Here is an 18,717-nt window from a genome sequence, read left to right on the forward strand (position 1 = left end):
GGGTCACGGGCCGCGGGCGGGGGGCGGCGCCGCCTTTTTTCACCGCCGCTGGAGCTGGTCCAGCAGTTTGCCGTGGATGCCGCCAAAGCCGCCGTTGCTGAAGATGCAGACGACATCGCCCGGTTCCGCGTTTTTCACGAGGTGCTGGACGATGGTATCCACGTCCGGCAGATAGGCGGCGGGTTTGCCCAGGGCCACCAGGTCATCCATGAGCTGTTTGGGATTCAGGCGCTCGTGCGGCGGCACCTGCTCCAGGCGCGCTACCTCCGCGATGACCACGGCGTCGGCGTCCGCAAAGGCCAGGGGCAGCTCCGTCTGGAAAACATTGCGCCGGGTGGTATTGGAGCGGGGTTCAAACACGGCCCAGATGCGTTGCTGCGGATACTTGATTTTCAACGCCTTGAGTGTCTCCCGGATGGCGGTGGGATGATGGCCGAAATCGTCCACCACCGTCACGCCGCCGGCAATCCCGCGCACTTCCAGGCGGCGGCGCACGCCCTTGAAGGTGTCGAAGGCCGCCTGGATTTGTTTGTTGCTCAGCCCACAATGCTTGGCCACGCCAATGACGGCCAGAGCATTGCGGACATTGTATTCACCCACCAGGTTGAGATGGAATTTGAAGCTGGGAATCTCAAATTCGCAGGCGGTGGGGCCGAAGCGCAGGTTGAACGCCTGCAGGGCGGCATCGGCGCCCAGGCCAAAACGCTTGAGCGGGCAGGGCAGGTTTTGCAACAGCGGCGCGAGATTGGCATCCTCGTTGTTCGCCAGCAGCAGGCCGTTGCGCGGGATTAAATTGATGAAGCGGCGAAAAGCGGTCTGGATGGCGGCGAGGTTTTCAAAAATGTCCGCGTGGTCAAACTCGAGGTTGTTGATGACCGCCACTTCCGGCAGGTAGTGCATGAACTTGCTGCGCTTGTCGAAGAAGGCGGTGTCGTATTCATCGCCTTCGATGATGAACCATTCGCTGTCGGTGAAGCGGGCGCCCTGGTTGAAGTTGTTGGGGATGCCGCCGATGAGGAAGCTGGGGTTGAGGCCGTTGTGCTCGAATACCCACGCCAGCAGCGAGGTGGTGGTGGTTTTGCCATGCGTGCCGGTGATGACCAGCGACCGCCGGCCCTGGATGAAGAAATACTTGAGCAGCTCGGGCAGCGAGCAATAGCGCAGGCGTTTTTCCAGCACCGCCTCGGCCTCGGGGTTGCCGCGGGAGATGGCGTTGCCGATGACCACCAAATCCGGTTTGTGCGCCAGGTTCTGCTCGCCATAACCCAGCATGACCTCAATGCCCTTTTGCGCCAGAAAGGTGGACATCGGCGGATACACATTCGCATCGGAGCCGGTGACCTTGACGCCTTTTTCCATGAGCGCGGCGGCGGCGGAGGCCATCGCCGTGCCGCAAATGCCGACAAAGTGAACGGATTTAACTGCCGTGAACATGGCGGTATCATGGCGAAAAGCAGCGCGATTGCCCAAGTGAAAAATGCAGCCAGTCACAGCGGCAAAAACCACCTCCCCGGCGGGGGTGGGAATACCGGATGCGCGCGGAAGCTCAAACGGCAGGGCCGGGGCCGGTGAGGTAGGGGATGGTCAGCGGGCCGTGGGGCAGCACGGCCACCCGAGCTCCTGGTCCGGCGGCGCGCAGGCGTTCCCGGACGGCGGCGGCGATGTCCTCGCAGGGAGTCAGAAGGCAGGCGCGCACGGTATCTGGTGGGAGTGAACTGTGCAGCAGCACTTCAGCGCGCTGCTGGATTTGGGCCTGAATCTGCACCTGCCACTGGTCCGGCTGCACGGTGGGGTTGGTGGCAAGTTGCGCCAGCAGTTCGGCGGGGGACCGCGCCCCCCGCAGCCAGCGTTCGTAGGCGCTGCCGGCTGGCACGCCGTCAGAACATTCACAAGCCAGGATGATGCAGCCGCCCGGACGCACCGTGCGCGCCGCAGCGGCCATGCCCTTGACACCCTGGTACAAATTCAAGTCCAGCGGATAGCCGCTGTTGGTGGTGACGACCACCTCAAAGGGCTTTTCCACGGGGCACATGCTCTCGCGCCGCACAAACTCGGTGCCCGCGTGGTGGGCCAGCTCCAGGTCGCCGGCAAAGACGCCGGTAATCTGGCGGCGGGTGTTTAGAGTGACGTTGCAGAGGAAGACCGGCTCCGCCAGCCGGGCGGCGCGGAGCAACTCCTCCCAGAGGGGGTTGCCGCGGGTGATGCCGAAGGTGGCGTGGGCATGGCTGAGGTTGCGCGGGCCGTGATTGCTAAAGACCGTGCGCTGGTGGGCGATTCCGGGCACCAGGCCCTTGGGACCGCCGCTGAAACCGGCAAAGAAGTGCGGTTCAATGAAACCGGTGACGATGCGCACTTCCGCCTCCATAAGGTGCCGGCTCAACAGCACTGGCGTGCCATCGGCCAGGGCGCCCACCGGGACATGGGCGGCTTCGTTTTCGGGGTCGTTGTGTTCCACGCGGTAGCGCCGCACGATTTCCGGGCCAAGCATCTGCTGCAGCTCGGCGGGGGTGTTGGGACGGTGAGTGCCCAGGGAATTAAGCAGGGTGATGCGTTCAGGGGGGACCCACTGGGTCAGGTATTCCAACAACCACGGGATGAGCCGCTCGTTGGGAGTGGCGCGTGTGAGGTCCGTGAAAGTGATGCACACTCGCGCGCCCGGTCGCAGCCATTCGCGCAAGGGACGGGCGCTGATGGGATGTTCCAGCGCATCCAGCAGGGCTTGTCGTTCGTCAGGAAGCCCGGGGGCTTCCCGCGGCTCGATGACCGTGGTGGCGTCATCGGGGAATTCCGCCGTCAAGCCCTGACGTCCGTATGCCAATTTAACCTGCATGATGAAGTACGGTAAATTAGTACCCTGCCGGGAGCGAGGCGGCCAGCCGAAATCCATGTATGTGAAACCTGGCCCTGGTGCGGGGGCGGCGGCAGGGCGGGGCGATGGGACAAAGGCCGGGCCGCTCGTGGCGTGGCCGGGGCGTCTGACTTTCCCGGTGGCCTGCGTGCCGTTGGCAGAGGTGGGAGCTAAAACAGGGTTGGCGGATGGTGGCCGGTGGCGTATGCTTGGCGCATGAAAACGTTGATGACGGGTCTGGCCGTCGTGGTGCTGTTTGGCGCGGCAGGATGTGAGAAAAAGAGCAGCGACCAGAAGGCTCCGGCCACCAATGCCGCCAGCGGCGGCAATCCCATCACCGCGCCGGTGGATTATCTGGGCGCGGCGGCGCAGGCCAAGCGCGTGAGCGAGAAAACCGTGGACCTGGCCGCTTTACGGCAGGCCATTCAGTTGTTTTACGCGCAGGAAGACCGTTACCCGCGCGATTTGCAGGAGCTGGTGAGTGAGAAATATCTGGGGGTGTTGCCGCCACCGCCCGCCGGAATGCAGTTCAAATACAACCCGGCCAATGGCGAGATTTCCATTGTCCCCAAACCATAAGCGAGGGCGGAGGCAAGGTTGCAGGTGAAGGGCAGGCATCCAGTGGCGGGATTCGAGTTGCAGGCGGGGCGGGACGCGGGCGCCGCTGCTGGGTTATCCGGGATGCATATTCTGTTTCTGGCCGCGGGAGGTGGATGACTTTTTTATGGCCCCCGAGGTGGGGGCGAGACCACGCTTTTAATGGAACACATTGTCATACTTGATTTTGGCTCGCAATACACGCAGGTCATTGCCCGGCGGATTCGCGAGTGCCAGGTGTTCTGCCTAATCAAGGCATACAACACGCCCGCGGCCGAGCTCGCGGCGCAAAAACCGGCCGGTTTGATTCTCAGCGGCGGGCCGGCGAGCGTGTATGCGGAGAAGGCGCCGCTGCCGGACCCGGGCATTTTCGAGCTGGGGGTGCCGGTGCTGGGGATTTGTTACGGGATGCAATTGCTGGCGCACTTTTTGGGGGGGCGGGTGGAGCGCGGCCAGCGGCGCGAGTATGGGAAGGGGCTGCTGACGGTCACCGACAACGAAAGCCGCCTGTTCAAGGGCCTGCCTCCGGAGTTTCAGGTTTGGAATTCGCATGGGGACCGGCTGACGCGGCTGCCCACCGGTTTCAAGACGGTGGCCATTACCGCCAATTCGCCGCATGCGGCCATTGAGCATCGGCGGAAAAAGATGTTTGGCCTGCAATTTCACCCGGAAGTGGTGCACACGCCGCGGGGCATGGAGATTTTGAGCAACTTTGTGCACGGCATTTGCGGCTGCGGCCGCGGGTGGACGATGCGCAATTACATTGAGCAGGCCGTGGAGGAAATCCGGCAGCAGGTGGGGCGCGAGCGGGTCATTCTGGGGTTGAGCGGGGGCGTGGACTCCAGCGTGGCGGCGGCGCTGATTCACCGGGCGATTGGCGACCAGCTCACCTGCATTTTTGTCAACAACGGCGTCTTGCGCCAGGGGGAGGCCGAGACGGTGCGGCAGGTGTTTGGGCGCAACTTCAAAATCCGGCTGCACTATGAGGACGCGAGCCGGCTGTTTTTGGGGCGGTTGAAGGGGGTCACGGACCCCGAGCGCAAGCGCAAGATCATCGGGCGCACGTTCATTGAGGTGTTTGACGCCGCCACGCGGCGCGCGGGCAAGGCCCGCTTCCTGGCGCAGGGCACGTTGTATCCGGATGTCATAGAATCGGTGCCCATCGGCGGCAACCCGGCGGCTCTCATCAAGAGCCATCACAATGTGGGCGGCCTGCCCAAGCGCATGAAATTCCAACTGGTCGAGCCGCTCAAGTGCCTGTTCAAGGATGAAGTGCGCCGCCTGGGTTCGGAGCTGGGGCTGCCCAAGGAAATCGTGTACCGGCAGCCCTTCCCCGGTCCGGGGCTGGCGGTGCGCATCCTAGGCGAAGTCACCCCGCGGCGCCTGGAAATCCTGCGCCATGCCGATGCCATTGTGGTGGAGGAAATGAAGGCCACCGGCTGGTATTACCGCATCTGGCAAAGTTTCGCCGTGCTGCTGCCCGTGCGCAGCGTGGGGGTGATGGGGGATGAACGGACCTACGATTACACCATTGCCGTCCGCGCCGTGGAATCGCAGGACGGCATGACGGCCGACTGGGTCAAGCTGCCCTACGATTTATTGGAGCGGCTTTCCAACCGCATCATCAACGAGGTCAACGGCGTCAACCGCGTGGTGTTGGACATTTCCAGCAAGCCGCCCGCCACCATCGAGTGGGAATAGGCCGGGGGATGCCGCCGGGGCGGAGAATCCACCGGCGGCGCGCGGCCGGGGAAATCAACCCGCGCCAAGCTTCTCGAAGCTCTCCTCGATGAAAGTGGTGTTCTGGATGCGGGCCAGCCGCGCGTAAAGCCCATCGGCCGCCAGCAACTCCTCGTGGGTGCCGCGCTCGACGATTTCGCCGTGGCGCAAAACGAGGATTTGGTCCGCCTTGAGAATGGTGCTGAGACGGTGGGCGATGACAAAGCTGGTGCGGCCGGCCATCAATCGTTCGAGGGCCTCCTGGATGAGTTTTTCCGTGGCGGTGTCCACGCTGGCGGTGGCCTCGTCGAGAATCAGGAGCGGCGCGTCCTTGAGCAAAGCCCGGGCAATGCTCACGCGCTGTTTTTCGCCCACGCTGAGTTTGACGCCGCGTTCGCCCACATGCGAGTCGTAGCCGCGCGGGAGGCGCTGAATGAACTCGTGCGCGTTGGCGGCCCGGGCGGCGGCAATCATTTCCTCCTCGGTGGCGTTGAGTTTGCCGTAGAGGATGTTTTCGCGAATGGTGCCGTTGAACAGGAAGGATTCCTGGCTGACGACGGCAATTTGCGCGCGCAACGATTCCAGGGTCACCGTGCTGATGTCCACCCCATCAATCAGAATGCGCCCCTCGGTAGGCTCATAAAAGGCGGGCAGCAGGTTGACGAGGGTGGACTTGCCGGCGCCGGTAGGCCCCACCAGGGCGATCATCTGTCCCGGCTGCGCGTGGAGATGAATGCCGCGCAGGACGACGCGCTCGGGGTGGTAGCGGAAGCCCACGTTTTCGTACACCACCTCCCCGCGCACGCGGCCCAGCTCGCGCGTGCGTCCGGTGACGCGCTCGTGGGGCGTGTCCAGGATGTCGAAGACCCGCTCGCCCGCGGCGCGGGCGCTCTGGAGCATTTGGTTGAGGCCGTGCAGGCGGCCAATTGGCTCATAAAACAGGCCCAAATAGAAAATGAACTCCACCAGTTGACCGAGGGATAATTCCCCGTGCATCACCTGGCGCCCGCCCGCCCAGAGCACCAGAGCGATGCCCAGGGAGGAGCCGAAGGCCATGGAGGGCGAGTAAAAGGCCCAGGCCAGCATGACCTGCAACATGCCCCGGCGCATGGCATCGGCGCGCTGGGCGAAACGCTCGTCCTCATGGCGCTCGCGGCCAAAAGCCTTGATTTGGCGGACGCCCTGCAGGTTGTCCATGAGCAGGGCGTTCATGGCGCTGGCGGCCTCGCGCTGGGCGCGGTAGCGCTGGTGGGCGGTCAGGGTGTACCACAGGGCGCCGGCCACCAGCAACGGCAGGGGGAGCATGGCCATCAGCGCGAGCGTGGGCGAAGCCAGGAGCATGATGACCAGGACGCCCAGGACGCTCAACAGCGCCACGGTGCCCTGCTCGGTGCCGTCAATGAGCACGCGCTCCACGCTGTTCACGTCCTCGATGACCCGGGTCATCAGGTCGCCGGAGGCCCGCTGGTCAAACCACGCCACCGGCAGCCGTTGCAGGCGGGCGTACACCGCGCGGCGCATGTCGTAAATGACGTTTTGCTCAAAGATGTTGTTGATGCGAATGCGCAGGCTGTTGAACACCTCCCGCAGCAGGAAGGCGCCGGCCAGGGCCAGGCAGACCCAGCCGAGGAGGGCGGCCTGGTTTTTGGCGATGACCTCGTCAATGATGTAGCGGGCCAGCTTGGGGTACACAAAGGCAAAGGCCAGCGACAGAATGGCGCAGGCGATGTTGGCGATTGCCAGCCCGCGGTACGGGCGCAGAAAGACCCAGACACGCCGGATGACCTCCCACGTCGTGCGCGGTTTGACGCGCAACGTGGGATCGCTCAACGCCCGGACTGGATGATGGCGCATCATGCGGCCCTTGTGCCGCCGGAAAAGTAGAAGCCCCCGCCCACTTTGCCAAGGGGGAAGGCGGGCGGGAGGCGTCAGCCGGCGGCACCGGGCTAGAATATCGCATTGCTTTTTGGCGTCCAATCCGGCACAAAGCAGCTTGCACCAAGCCAAAACTATGAAAGCCATGTTTGCCTGGAATCTCGTGGCCGCACTGAGCCTGTGCGCCGGAACTTTGTTTGCCGCGCCGTCGCCGTGGGTGGTGTATGACGGCTTTCCCGGCCCGGGCAAAGGCAAACATATTGTGCTGGTCTCCGGCGATGAAGAATACCGCTCGGAGGAGGCGCTGACGCAACTGGGGCGGATTTTGGCGCGGCATCATGGATTCAAGTGCACGGTGCTCTACGCGATTGACCCGGCCACGGGCGAGATCAACCCCAATGTGAACAATAATATCCCGGGCCTGGAGGTGCTGAAGACGGCGGATTTGATGATTATTTTCACGCGCTGGCGCAATTTGTCGGATGAGCAGATGAAGCCCATCATAGATTATGTGGAGGCGGGCCGGCCGGTGCTGGGCATCCGCACCGCCACCCATGCGTTCAAGCTGAGCAATAAAAACAGCCCCTATTTCAAATACAGCGACGGCTATGCTGGCGCGGATTATGAGGGCGGTTTCGGGCGGCAGGTGCTGGGAGAAAAATGGATTGCGCATCACGGCAATCACGGCACGGAAGCGACCCGCGGCATCCTCGCGCCGGGCGAGGCCAATCATCCTATTTTACGCGGCATCAAGGACGGGGAAATTTTTGGGCCGACGGATGTGTACCGCGTGCGCCTGCCATTGCCGGGCGACAGCCGGCCGCTGGTGCTCGGGCAGGTGGTCAAGGGGATGAAACCGGAGGACCCGCCAGTGGAGGGGGAAAAGAATAATCCCATGATGCCCATTGCCTGGACCAAAACCTACAAGGGCGGGCGGGTGTTCACCTCCACCATGGGCAGCGCGGTGGACATGCAGAATGAGGCCTTCCGGCGCCTGCTGGTCAATGGCGCTTACTGGTGCCTGGGGATGGAGGCGCAAATCCCAGCCCGCAGCCAGGTGGACATTGTGGGGGAATGGAAGCCCACCTATTTTGGCTTCGGCAAGCACGTCAAGGGCATCAAGCCGGAAATGCTGGCGGAAATCAAGTGAGGCGGGCCTGGTTTTGGGCGCGCCGCCAGCCCGGCCAGTGGCCGCAGATTTCACGTTTTCATTCAACCCCCGCCGCAGCCTTGGGTTGCAGGAAAGGGGGGCATAACTCCACGCCGCGAGGGCAAGCCGCGCTGAGGCATGGCCCGGCTAGGGGTTGACTGCCGCCTTGGGAGCCATCCCTTGAGCGCCCGCCGGCGCGGTGGCTGGGTGGTCGTGAGGGCGGGGTCGCCACAGATGCAGCAGGGGACCGGCCATGGCGGTGGTGACCAGGGCCATGATGACAAACATGGTGAAAAGCTGGGGCGGCAGCAGACCCAGGTCGGCGCCCACGTTGATGGCCACCAGCCCCATGAGGGCGCGCGTGTTCATCAGGGTGGCCACGAAGGCCGAATCACGCACCGGCAGGCCGGTCATGCGCGCGCCCGCGAAACAGCCGCCAAGTTTGCCCGCCACGGCCACCGCCACGACGACGGCGCAGCCCAGCCAGGCCGTCAGGCCGTCCAGCGAGCCGATGTGAGTGCGCAGGCCGGTGTTGGTGAAGAAGATGGGGACCAGGGCCACGAGGACGAAGTCCGAGAACTTTTCGCGCCAGGCCTTGACCAGGGCGTGTTCCTGATGGAGCGAAACCCCCAGCAGAAAGGCGCCGAAGATGGAGAACACGCCGAGGGAGTTGGTGGTGATGCAGCAGGCAAACAAGACCATCAACAGCACCGCCAGGTAGGCGGTGGGGATGGCCGGGCCTTGGGGGTTTGGTCCAGCCTGGAGGCGCCTCCACCACCAGCGCAAGGCGGGGCCGATGCCGTACACCACGACAAAATAAAACACCAACAGGCTGACCACTTGTTTGGCCAGGGAACCCCAGTAAAAACCGGCGGTGGCCAGGGCGGTGATGACGGCCAGCAGCACCCAGCCCACCACATCATCAATGGCGCCGGCGCTGATGGCCAGGACGGAGAGTGGATGTTTTTCCAGTTTCATCTCCAGCAGGATGCGGCCCATGATTGGCAGGGCGGTGATGGCCATGGCCACACAAATGAACAGTTGGAAACCAAAATAGGAGACCTCCGCCGCAAAAGTGCGGTGGAGCCACGGGCCGATGAGCAGGGCGCCAAGCATGGGCACCACCAGGCCGGTCACGGCCACGGCGGTGACGGTGCGGGTGCGGCTGCGCAGGTGGCTGAACTCGAACTCCATGCCCACCTGAAACAACAGGAGGATTAATCCAAGCTTGCCCAGCAATTGCATGGATTGGGCGGCGCTGGCGGGAAAAATTTGTTGGAAATACTCGGGCCAGAAAGCGCCAAAAAAGGAAGGGCCCAGCAGGATGCCGGCAAAAATCTCACCCACAGCCAGCGGCTGGTTGAGAAACCGCCGCCCCAGCCGGCCAAAAATATAGGCGCAGGCAATGATGATTACCCATTGCCCGAGCACCAGCCGGAGATGGCTTTCGATGGCAGCCGGATTCATAATCCTGACGCGGGGGAAATCTGCCACCCACGCGAGGCAGAAGTTAGCGCAGGAATGTCCACGCGCAAATGGCGGGCGGGCGCGAGGCGCCATTCGCCCAAGGGTGACGGAAAAAGCGCCTCCCTTCCCTTGGGCCCCACAGCACACTGGCGGCCGGGCGTGGCTTGTGGTATGACGTGCGGACGTTATTACCATGATAAAAATCCTTTTGCTCGCTGCCGTGGTGACGGCGCTGGCGGTATGGCAACCCCGCTGGTTTTCTCGCGCCTTGCGCTGGCTGGAGGCGGTGACCGGCTGGCTGGGCCGCCGGCCGCGGCTGACGGTAGCGTTGGTGGGGCTGCTCACCTTTGCGCTGCACGGCGGGCTGACGCTGGTGGTGGGACGCGCCGCGCCGCACATTCATGATGAATTTGCCAACCTGCTGGCGGCGGACACTTTTGCGCGGGGGCGGCTGGCCAACCCGGCGCATCCGCTGGCGGAGTTTTTTGAGGAAATCCATGTGCTGTGCGAGCCGCCGAACTCGGCCACGCCGGTGCGGATGTCGAAGTATCCGCCGGCGCAGGGGCTGATGCTGGCGCTGGGGCAGGTGACGGTGGGCCAGCCAATCGTGGGGATGTGGTTGAGTGTGGCGCTGGCTTGCGCGGCGTTGTGCTGGGCGTTTTTTGCGTGGCTGCCGCCGCGGTGGGCGGTGCTGGGGGGCGCGTTGGTGGCGTTGCATCCGGTGCTGCTGAAGTGGGGGCAGGTTTATTGGGGGGGGGCGGAGGCGCTGTTGGGCGGGGCCCTGGTGGCGGGGGCATTGGGTCGTTTTGTCCATGGCCCCCGGGCGGCGGATGGCTTCTGGCTGGCGGTGGGGGGGGTGTGGATGGCGTTGAGCCGGCCCTTTGAGGGACTGCTGGTGGCGGTGATTGCCGGGGTTGGCCTGGCCGGGTGGGTGTGGCGTCAACGTGCCACGCTGGAAATAAAAACCCTGCAACGGGCCCTGTGGCCGGCGGCGATGGTGGCCGGTTTGTATTTGGGCTGGCAGGGTTATTACAACGCCCGTCTGACCGGTGATTATTTCAAGTTTCCCTACATGGTTTATGAGGAGCGCTACGCGGTGGCGCCGTTTTTGGTCTGGATGAAACCGCGCCCGGAGCCGGCCTATCATCATGCCTTAATCCGCGAGCATTTTGTGGGGTACGCCCGCGAGGAGTATGACGCGCAGCAGACACTGGGGGGATTTGCGCGGCAGACCGTGGTGAAGCTCAAACGGCTGGCGCGGGATTATCTGGGGCGTTTTTACGTGCTGGCCATTGCGCTGCTGGCGCTGCCGTGGGTATGGCGGCGCGGCGGCTGGCCGCGTTTTGCGGTGGGGGCGGTGGTGGTGTTTGGGGTGCTGGTCATGCAGGAGACGTGGATGTGGGACCGGTATGTGGCGCCAGTGGGCGGCTTTTTCTTTGTGGTCGTGCTGCTGGGGCTGCGGCAGTGGGCGGGCTGGCGGCCGTGGGGGCGTCCGCTGGGCCGTGCCGTGGTGGTGCTGGTGCTGCTGGGATGCCTGGGCCAGACCGCTTTGTGGATGAAAAGCCGGCGGTGGGAGAATCACCGGCGCGACTGGGACTATCAGCGCCAGGAAATGATGGCGCGCCTCACGCGGCAGGGCGGCCAGCACTTGATTATAGTGCGGTACGGTCCGAAACAATCGGTGCACGATGACTGGGTGCACAATGGCGCCGAGATTGACAGCGCGCCGGTGGTCTGGGCGCGCGACATGGGGCCGGAGAAGAACCGGCGGCTGTTGGATTACTTTGCGGGGCGCACGGTGTGGCTGCTGGAATCGGAGCTGCCAGTGGCGCAGGTGCGGGACCAGATGAAAACACCGCCGCAGCATGAGCTGCGGCCGTACCGGCCATGAGCAAAGGCTAAAGCCACCGGCATTCATGGCCGGGAAATCACCCGCCGTCGGCAGGCAAAAACCCCAAGCCTTGGGAAGGATTTGGGGTTGCCCGGCGGATGGGCGCGGGTGAGCGTCGGCGACATTCTGTTTTCCCTGCGCGGGGGGTGGGTTTATTTTGGGGCTGATTTATGCGGGCCTTAATCATCGGCTGTGGTTATGTGGGCACGGCGCTGGCGGAGCAGCTTCTTCAGCGCGGGGTGGAGGTGCATGCCGTGCGCCGGCAGGCGGTGGAGCTGGCGCCGCCTTCCCTGGCCGCCGCGCGCTGGTGGACCGTGGACATCACGCAGCGCGACGCCGTGCGGCAGTTGCAGGGGAAATGGGATGCGGTCATCAACTGTGTGTCTTCGAGCCGCGGGGGGGTGGAAGTGTACCGGCAGGTGTTTCTGGAGGCGGCAGGGCATTTGCGCGAGATTTTTACAGTGGCGCCCCCGGTGCTGTATGTGCATCTGAGCAGCACCAGCGTTTATGGGCAGACCGATGGACAATGGGTAACGGAGGACAGCCCCACGGAGCCGGCGAATGAGACAGCGCGGATTTTGGTGGCCACGGAGCATCAATGGCGGGAGGCCGCCGCCGGGGGAATGCCGGTGGCCATTTTGCGGCTGGCGGGCATTTACGGGCCGGGCCGTTGTTACTGGCTGAATCAGTTTCTGGCGGGCCAGGCGAGGCTGGACGAGAGCAGCGGGCGCTTTCTGAACATGATTCATCGGGAGGATGTGGTGCAGGCCATTTTGGCGGTGCTGGACCATGCGGGCCGGGCGGCGGGGCGGGTGTATAATGTGGCGGACGATGGGCCGGTAACGGCCCGGGAATTGTTCGGCTGGCTGGCGCAGCAACTCGGCAGGCCGCTGCCGCCCGAGATGAGCGGCGAAGTCGCAGTGCCCCGCAAGCGGGCGTTGACGAATAAACGGGTGAGCAACGCGCGGTTGAAGGCGGAGCTGGGCTGGCGGCCGCGTTATCCGACGTATCGGGAGGGTTTTTTGCCGGAAATCCAGCGTTTGCAGCGGGAAGGGGGCTGGGAAAGTTAAAACTCAATCATCGCCTTGATGACGCCGTCGCGGTAATCGGCCACCATGGCAAAGGCGGCGGCGCCTTTTTCCGGGCCGAAGGTGTGGGTCACCAGGAAATCCGGGTTCACCGCGCCGGCGGCCACCAGGTCCAGGGCCGCCTGCACGCACTGGTTTTGGCGGCGGACGTTGACGAGGGTGATTTCCTTGCGGCGGAGGGAGTCAATGTGAAAGGAGACACGGTCTTCGCGGGGGATGCCCACAATGGCCAGCGTGCCGCCGGGTTTGAGCAGCTCCACGGCCTGGTCGAGCGCGGCCTGCTGACCAGCACACTCGAAAACCACGTCCAACCCTGCGGGCTGCGAATGGAGAATGTGGCTCACCACATCTTCGCGGTCCGGATTGCCGGCCCAGGTGGCGCCGTGCTGGTGGGCAAAAGCCACGCGATAATCCAGGCGGTCGGTCATCCAGATGCCGGCGGCGCCAGCGTGGCGCGCGGCGAGCATGACACAGAGACCAATGGGGCCGGCGCCGAGGATGCCCGCGGTCATGCCGGGTTGCAGGCGGGCGAGGCGGACGGCGTACACGGCAATGGACAGGGGTTCACAGAGGGCGGCCTGGGTGAGATTCAGGCGGCGGTAGGTGCGGTACAGGCTGCTTTCGGGCATGACGATGAATTCACTGAGGCAACCCGGCGCTTCGCCGGGGCAGCCCAGAAAACGCAACTGGCGGCAGGTGTGCGGGCGTCCGGCGCGGCACTGGTCGCACTGGCCGCAGCTCATGGCGGGGTCCACCGCCACTTCATCGCCGAGTTTGACGCGCTGCACGGCGGCACCGGTGGCCATGACCACACCGGAGCACTCGTGGCCCAGGACAAAGGGAAACTGCACGCGGCGCGAGGCGATGCGGCCGGTTTCGTAGTAGTGCATGTCCGAGCCGCAGATGCCCACGCAGCGCACCTGTAGGAGGACTTCATGGGGCGAGCGCAGCGTGGGCATGGGCAGCTCGATTAATTCCAACTGGCGCAAGGCCGTCATGGCGAGGGCTTTCATGTGGGTCCCTTCAAACAGAGCCGGTTCATCAAGTCCACGAATTCAACCGGCTGTCCAGTTGAAAGATTTGGCCGGAGACGTTTTTCATGCCGGCCAGGAAAACCACAAAGCGCGCCACCTCGGCCAAATCATTGAGGCGGCGGAGCAGGTTGGCCTCGGCCAGCGCGTTGATTTGTTCCGGGCGCAGGCGCCGGGTCATTTCGGTGGGCAGGACGCCGGGCAGGACGGCGTTGACGCGCACGTCGTAGGGGGCGGCTTCGCGGGCAAGGCTCAGGGTAAGGCCCAGCAACGCGGCCTTGGCGGCGGCGTAGTTGGCCTGGCCGCGCGTGCCGGCGCGGGCGGCGTGGCTGCTGATATGAATGATGTGGCCGGAGCGCTGTTGCTGCATCACCGGCAGGGCGGCCCGGGCGCATAAAAACGCGCCTTTCAGATTCACCGCCAGCACGGCCTCCCAGTCGGCGGGCTGCATTTGGGCGATGAGCGAGTCGCGGGTGAGGCCGGCGTTGTGGATGAGCAAATCGAGGCGGTGCCAGCGGTCCAGGAGCTGTTGCACGGCGGCCTGGACACTGGGCGCGGAGGTTACGTCCAGCGGCACGGGCAGCAGGGCAGGGTGGGGCTGGGAGATGGGTTTTTGATGCCAGCCGGCGCCCACCTGCCAGCCCTGCGCCAGGAGCTCCTCCACCAGCGCGCGGCCCAGACCGCCGGCGGCGCCGGTGACCAGCGCCACGCGGGAGGGCCGTGATGTATTGGCATCCGCCACGGGCGGGAATGTAACCGGGCGGGCGGGGGAAAGGCAAAGGGCAAAGTGTATCTCTCAATGGAGATTTTATTGCAGAGCCGGTGGCGTTCTCTCCCTTTACCCTGCCCCTCTCCTTTGGGGAGAGGGAAGTAAATGAACACCGCTGCCGCGGAGGGCGTCCCGACGGGTAAAGGAAAAATTCTGAAAAAAGAAGGCCGGAGAGTTAGTTCTTTCGCATCGCAATCTGGGCGGGGGGTGGCATATTGGGGCCTGCAATCTATGAACCAGCGATGGTTAGTTTGGGCTGCGTCCGGGCTGGCTGCCGGCCTGGGGCTGCTGCCGCGATTGATGGCCACGGAACTGGCGTTGAACGTGGCCGAGCCGGCGGGAGTGGCGCGCCACCAGGAGATTGTCACGTCCGGCGTGCCCTTTCCGCCGGGGCGATTGACGAATGTGGCCGCCCTGCAATTGCGGGACGGGCAGGGGCAGGCCGTGCCGTTGCAGGCGCAGGCGCTGGCGACGTGGCGTGATGGTTCAGTGAAATGGGCGTTGCTGGACTTTCCGCTGAGTCTTTCAGCACGGGAGCAAACCACCCTGAAATTGTCCGTGGCGGCAGCGGCGGCTCCGCCGCCTGCGCCGCGCCACGCGGTGCGCGTCACCGAAACACCGGCGGGGGTGGAGGTGGACAACGGCTTGCTGCGGTTTGGGGTGGCGCGGCAGGAGTTTGCGTTGTTGCGCCAGTTGCGCGTGCGTGGGCGGGAGCTGCCGCCGGTGCGCCTGGGCACGTTTGTGAATGAAGGGGGCGCCGAGCTGCCGCCCGAGGCGGTGGTGGTGGAGGAAAGCGGCCCGGTGCGGGCGGTGATTCGCGTTGCCGGGAAGCTGCGGCCGGTGGCGGGAAGCAACGCGCCGGTGACGCTCCATTATCTCTGGCGTTTGACGGTGTGGGCGGAGGCGGCGCGGGTGCAGGCGCAGCACACGCTGGTTCATTTGAACGCGCAAAACAAGCTGCTGCCGGTGCGGAGTTACGGCGTGCAGTGGGAGGCGGCCATGGCGCCGGGGGCGGACGGCGCAGCCTGGCTGGGCGGCGATGAGGGCATGACTCATGAGAGCCGCGGGATGAGCCATGAGCTGCGCCAGTGGGCGGAGTCGCAGTATGAGTTTGCGGGCGGCGCGGCCAGGGCGCAGGGCAGGCAGGCGGCGGGGTGGGTGGTGTGCTCGAATGGGAGTTTTCGGGTGCTGACGGCCGTGCGCGACTTTGCGGCGCAATACCCCAAGACGCTGCGCGCGGACGGGCGGCGGTACCAGTGCGAATTGTATGCGGCCGGGGCGAAGGAGCTGTTCGAGTGGGACCAGGGCCTGGCCAAGACGCATGATTTATTGCTGGATTTCGAGCCACCGGCGGAGGCGGCGGCAGCGGCGCGGGCGTGGGAGGAGCCGTTGTTTGCGACGGCGCCGGCGGCGTGGTATTGCGCCAGCGGGGTGTTTGGGGAGGTGGCGCCGTTTGATTTCGATTTGTTTCCCGATTACGAAACGCTCACGCAGGCGAGCGGGGACAAGTGCATCAAAAGCATGACGCGCGGCCTGCGGCATTGGGGCGACTTTTATTACGGCGGGCCGTACAAGGGCAAAAATGCGTACGTCAACCTGGAGTACGACATGCCGCACAATTTTCTGGTGCAATTTGCCCGGACCGGCCAGCGCAAATATCTGGACGCGGCGCGGCGCATGGCGCGGCATCAGGCGGACATTGACACCAATCACTTCACCGGCTGGCAATGGAAGCATTCGCCGCGGCACACTGAGACACAGGCGGAATTTGGCCACACCTTCACCCGCGGTTTGCTGGAGCATTATTTTTTCACCGGCGAACGTCGCAGTCTGGAGGCGGCGGTGACGCTGGGGCGTTTTTTTGCGCGGGACATCCGCAATCCGCGCTCGTTGGGGAACGAGCGGCAAATTGGGTGGGCGCTGATTTCGCTGCTGCCCGTGTACGAGGCCACGTGGGACCCGGTGTTTTTCGAGGCGGCGCGCGACACGGTGCAGCGGCTGGTGGAGGGGCTGGACGCGCGGGGCCGGTTCAACATTCGGTGGGACAATCGGATTGCCTTCTTTAACGGCATTGCGGCAACGGGATTCATTTATTATTACCGCGCCACCGGGGATGAACGCGTGGCGGAGGCGGCGCTGCGGGTGATTCACCGCACGCTGGGGATGTATCCGGAATATCTGGGGCGCACGCTGGAGGCGCTGGCCTGGGCCTATCAGCGCACGGGCGATGCGCGGTATCTGGACGCGCTCAAATTATCCTATGAGACCACGCTGGCGCGGGCGGTGGCATGGAATACGCTGGATTTGGGGGCGGGCACGATTTTCACGGTACATGCGCTGCCGTTCATGGAGCGCAGCGGGCTGGTGCAGCGGCCGGAGCACAGTTTCCGGTTGAGCGCGGAGCAGTTTGCCTCGGAAAACGGCCTGCATGTGCGGCATGTGCCGTCCGGCGCGGGGGAGCTGTATTACCAGGTCACCGAGGCCGCACCGCTGGAGTTGGTCATCATCCGCAAGGGCGCGTGGAAGGGGCCGGGCGAAGCGCGGCTGCATGACCCGGCGGGGCGGCTGGCGGCGCGGGTGAGTTTTCCCGAAAGCGGCGTGGTGTGGCAGCGCGAGCGGCTGCGGGTGAAGCAACCGGCCGCCGGCACCTGGCGGCTGGCGCTGGACGCGCCGCAGATGGCCACTGTGCGGGCCGGTTCGTTCATCACATGGGACGTGGTTTCGGCGCGGCCAATGGCGGCGGTGTTGAGCACGCCGCAATTTACCGGGCTGGAGTTTCTGCATCCGCGGCTTTATACGGTGCCGGTGGCGGGAGCAACCAACATTGTGATTGCGCTGGCCGGCGAGGGGGAGGGATTCAAGAAGGCGGTGCTGTTTGACCCGCAGGGCCGGCCGGCGGGGGTGGTGGAGGCGTTTGTGGATTTGGGGGATACCGGTCGTTATGGTTACACGTTGAGCGCGCCCATCCCGCCGGCCCATGCGCGGGGGCTGTGGAGTTTGAAGTTGCAGGATGTCAGTGTGGTCAGCGTGCAGGGGCTGGCGCCGTATTTTGCGACTCGTCCTGAGGCCTTTTTTCGGCCGGAGAAGCCTCTGCCCTGAGGGGGAGGAATGGCGGGCCGCTCACGAACCCAGCTTTGGCGCGGGGGCGGGAGGTTTCTGCGAGTTTGACCCGGAGGGCGGTTTGGGATTAGGGTGGTGCTATGAACCACGGCACGAGAACGCGCCCGGCTCTGGGCGTTGCGCTGGCTGCCGCCTGCCTGATGCTGGCGGGGGTGGTGGGGGTGACCGGGGCCACGGAGCCCTGGCAGAATGGCCAGTTTCAATGGCAGGCGTCTGCGCCGTGGCTGGATGTCGCGGCGTACGCCCATGCGCCAAATCCGCAGGTGGCGGTGAAGGACCCGTCGGTGGTGCGGCACAACGGCCGGTGGCACGTATTCGCCACCCTGCGGCACGCCACGGGCAAGGTGGACATGGTGTATCTCAATTTTGGCGATTGGGCTGAGGCCAATCGCGCGCCGCGGCACATTCTCAATCTCCATGACCAATACCATTGCGCGCCGCAGGTGTTTTATTTCACGCCGCACCAGCGATGGTATCTCATCGCGCAAATGGCCGACCGCTCCGGGAAACCAGCTTTTGGCCCGTGTTTTTCGACCAATGAGCGCGTGGACCAGCCGGCGGGGTGGAGCCGCCCGCGGATGATGGTGACCAACAGCCCGCCCAATCCGCGCTGGCTGGATTTTTGGGTGATTGGCGACGGCACGCACATGCACTTGTTTTACACGACTTTGGACGGGCGCATGTGGCGGCGGCAGGCGCGGCGGGAGGATTTTCCTTATGGCTGGGGCGAGGAGCAACTGGCGCTGCAGGCGGATATTTTTGAAGCGTCGCACACTTACAAACTCAAAGGGCGCCAAGAATACCTGACCATCGTGGAGGCGCAGGGCGGCGGCGGGCGCTATTACAAGGCGTATCTGGCGCGCTCGCTGGCCGGGCCATGGGAGCCGCTGGCGGCCACGTGGGAGAAGCCTTTTGCCAGCCGGTTGAATGTGCGGCAAAACCCGGTGTGGACGGCCAGCATCAGCCATGGCGAGCTAATCCGTGCGGGGGTGGACGAAGGAATGGAAGTGGAGCCGGAGCGGTTGCAAATGGTATTTCAGGGCGCCAGTGACGAGGAATACCGCGGGCGTCCTTACGGCCAGATACCGTGGCGCCTCGGATTGCTGACTTTGGCGCCCTGAAAGCTGGGGCGGCGAAAAACTCAAAAACCACAAGAGACCCA

The 18,717-nt window shown here is 64.5% G+C and carries 13 protein-coding genes; 7 read left to right on the forward strand and 6 right to left on the reverse strand.

The window, feature by feature from the left end; genetic code table 11:
• Window positions 1-39: 39 nt before the first annotated feature.
• Both mpl and larA read right to left on the reverse strand, forming a co-directional pair.
• Window positions 40-1,434 (reverse strand): UDP-N-acetylmuramate:L-alanyl-gamma-D-glutamyl-meso-diaminopimelate ligase, encoded by a 1,395-nt coding sequence (mpl, locus tag NXS98_RS15590; protein WP_283845962.1) that lies wholly within the window; start codon window positions 1,432-1,434, stop codon window positions 40-42.
• A 112-nt stretch (window positions 1,435-1,546) separates the two neighbouring features.
• A complete protein-coding gene (gene larA / locus NXS98_RS15595; protein ID WP_283845963.1) occupies window positions 1,547-2,830 on the reverse strand; it encodes a nickel-dependent lactate racemase in 1,284 nt (427 codons plus the stop codon).
• A gap of 234 nt (window positions 2,831-3,064) precedes the next feature.
• Between larA and NXS98_RS15600 the strand changes: the two genes are divergently transcribed.
• Together NXS98_RS15600 and guaA are read left to right on the forward strand one after the other, a co-directional pair.
• Window positions 3,065-3,427, forward strand: coding sequence for a hypothetical protein (locus NXS98_RS15600; RefSeq protein WP_283845964.1), 363 nt, complete (start codon window positions 3,065-3,067; stop codon window positions 3,425-3,427).
• A 180-nt stretch (window positions 3,428-3,607) separates the two neighbouring features.
• The gene (gene guaA, locus NXS98_RS15605; RefSeq protein WP_283845965.1) at window positions 3,608-5,146 is read left to right on the forward strand and encodes a glutamine-hydrolyzing GMP synthase; all 1,539 of its coding nucleotides are present in this window, start codon (window positions 3,608-3,610) and stop codon (window positions 5,144-5,146) included.
• 54 nt (window positions 5,147-5,200) lie between these two features.
• On the opposite strand, the gene NXS98_RS15610 is transcribed toward guaA, so the two are convergent.
• Entirely contained in the window at window positions 5,201-7,021 is a 1,821-nt protein-coding gene (locus NXS98_RS15610; RefSeq protein ID WP_283845966.1) for an ABC transporter ATP-binding protein, read from the reverse strand.
• Between the two features lie 154 nt (window positions 7,022-7,175).
• Between NXS98_RS15610 and NXS98_RS15615 the strand changes: the two genes are divergently transcribed.
• Window positions 7,176-8,189: a ThuA domain-containing protein gene (locus tag NXS98_RS15615; RefSeq protein WP_283845967.1), complete on the forward strand. Its 1,014-nt coding sequence runs from the start codon at window positions 7,176-7,178 to the stop codon at window positions 8,187-8,189.
• 147 nt (window positions 8,190-8,336) lie between these two features.
• Here the strand turns inward: NXS98_RS15615 and NXS98_RS15620 are convergent, their stop codons facing one another.
• Window positions 8,337-9,656: a cation:proton antiporter gene (locus NXS98_RS15620; protein ID WP_283845968.1), complete on the reverse strand. Its 1,320-nt coding sequence runs from the start codon at window positions 9,654-9,656 to the stop codon at window positions 8,337-8,339.
• A gap of 193 nt (window positions 9,657-9,849) precedes the next feature.
• On the opposite strand from NXS98_RS15620, the gene NXS98_RS15625 reads away from it, so the two are divergent.
• Both NXS98_RS15625 and NXS98_RS15630 read left to right on the forward strand, forming a co-directional pair.
• Window positions 9,850-11,547 carry a hypothetical protein gene (locus NXS98_RS15625; protein ID WP_283845969.1) on the forward strand — a complete coding sequence of 566 codons (1,698 nt, stop codon included), beginning with the start codon at window positions 9,850-9,852 and terminating at the stop codon, window positions 11,545-11,547.
• Between the two features lie 170 nt (window positions 11,548-11,717).
• Complete coding sequence (locus NXS98_RS15630) at window positions 11,718-12,617, forward strand: SDR family oxidoreductase (protein WP_283845970.1); 900 nt, start codon at window positions 11,718-11,720, stop codon at window positions 12,615-12,617.
• Here the strand turns inward: NXS98_RS15630 and NXS98_RS15635 are convergent.
• Both NXS98_RS15635 and NXS98_RS15640 read right to left on the reverse strand, forming a co-directional pair.
• Window positions 12,614-13,648: a zinc-dependent alcohol dehydrogenase gene (locus NXS98_RS15635; RefSeq protein WP_283845971.1), complete on the reverse strand. Its 1,035-nt coding sequence runs from the start codon at window positions 13,646-13,648 to the stop codon at window positions 12,614-12,616. The two genes, NXS98_RS15630 and NXS98_RS15635, sit on opposite strands and share 4 nt — an antisense overlap.
• 28 nt (window positions 13,649-13,676) lie before the next feature.
• Entirely contained in the window at window positions 13,677-14,408 is a 732-nt protein-coding gene (locus tag NXS98_RS15640; protein WP_283845972.1) for an SDR family NAD(P)-dependent oxidoreductase, read from the reverse strand.
• 258 nt (window positions 14,409-14,666) lie between these two features.
• Between NXS98_RS15640 and NXS98_RS15645 the strand changes: the two genes are divergently transcribed.
• The gene (locus tag NXS98_RS15645) at window positions 14,667-17,534 is read left to right on the forward strand and encodes an RIFT barrel domain-containing protein (protein ID WP_283845973.1); all 2,868 of its coding nucleotides are present in this window, start codon (window positions 14,667-14,669) and stop codon (window positions 17,532-17,534) included.
• 101 nt (window positions 17,535-17,635) lie between these two features.
• Window positions 17,636-18,676, forward strand: coding sequence for a glycoside hydrolase family 62 protein (locus tag NXS98_RS15650; RefSeq protein ID WP_283845974.1), 1,041 nt, complete (start codon window positions 17,636-17,638; stop codon window positions 18,674-18,676).
• Window positions 18,677-18,717: the final 41 nt, after the last annotated feature.

It is taken from the genome of Fontisphaera persica, assembly GCF_024832785.1.
In the GTDB taxonomy this organism is placed as follows: domain Bacteria; phylum Verrucomicrobiota; class Verrucomicrobiia; order Limisphaerales; family Fontisphaeraceae; genus Fontisphaera; species Fontisphaera persica.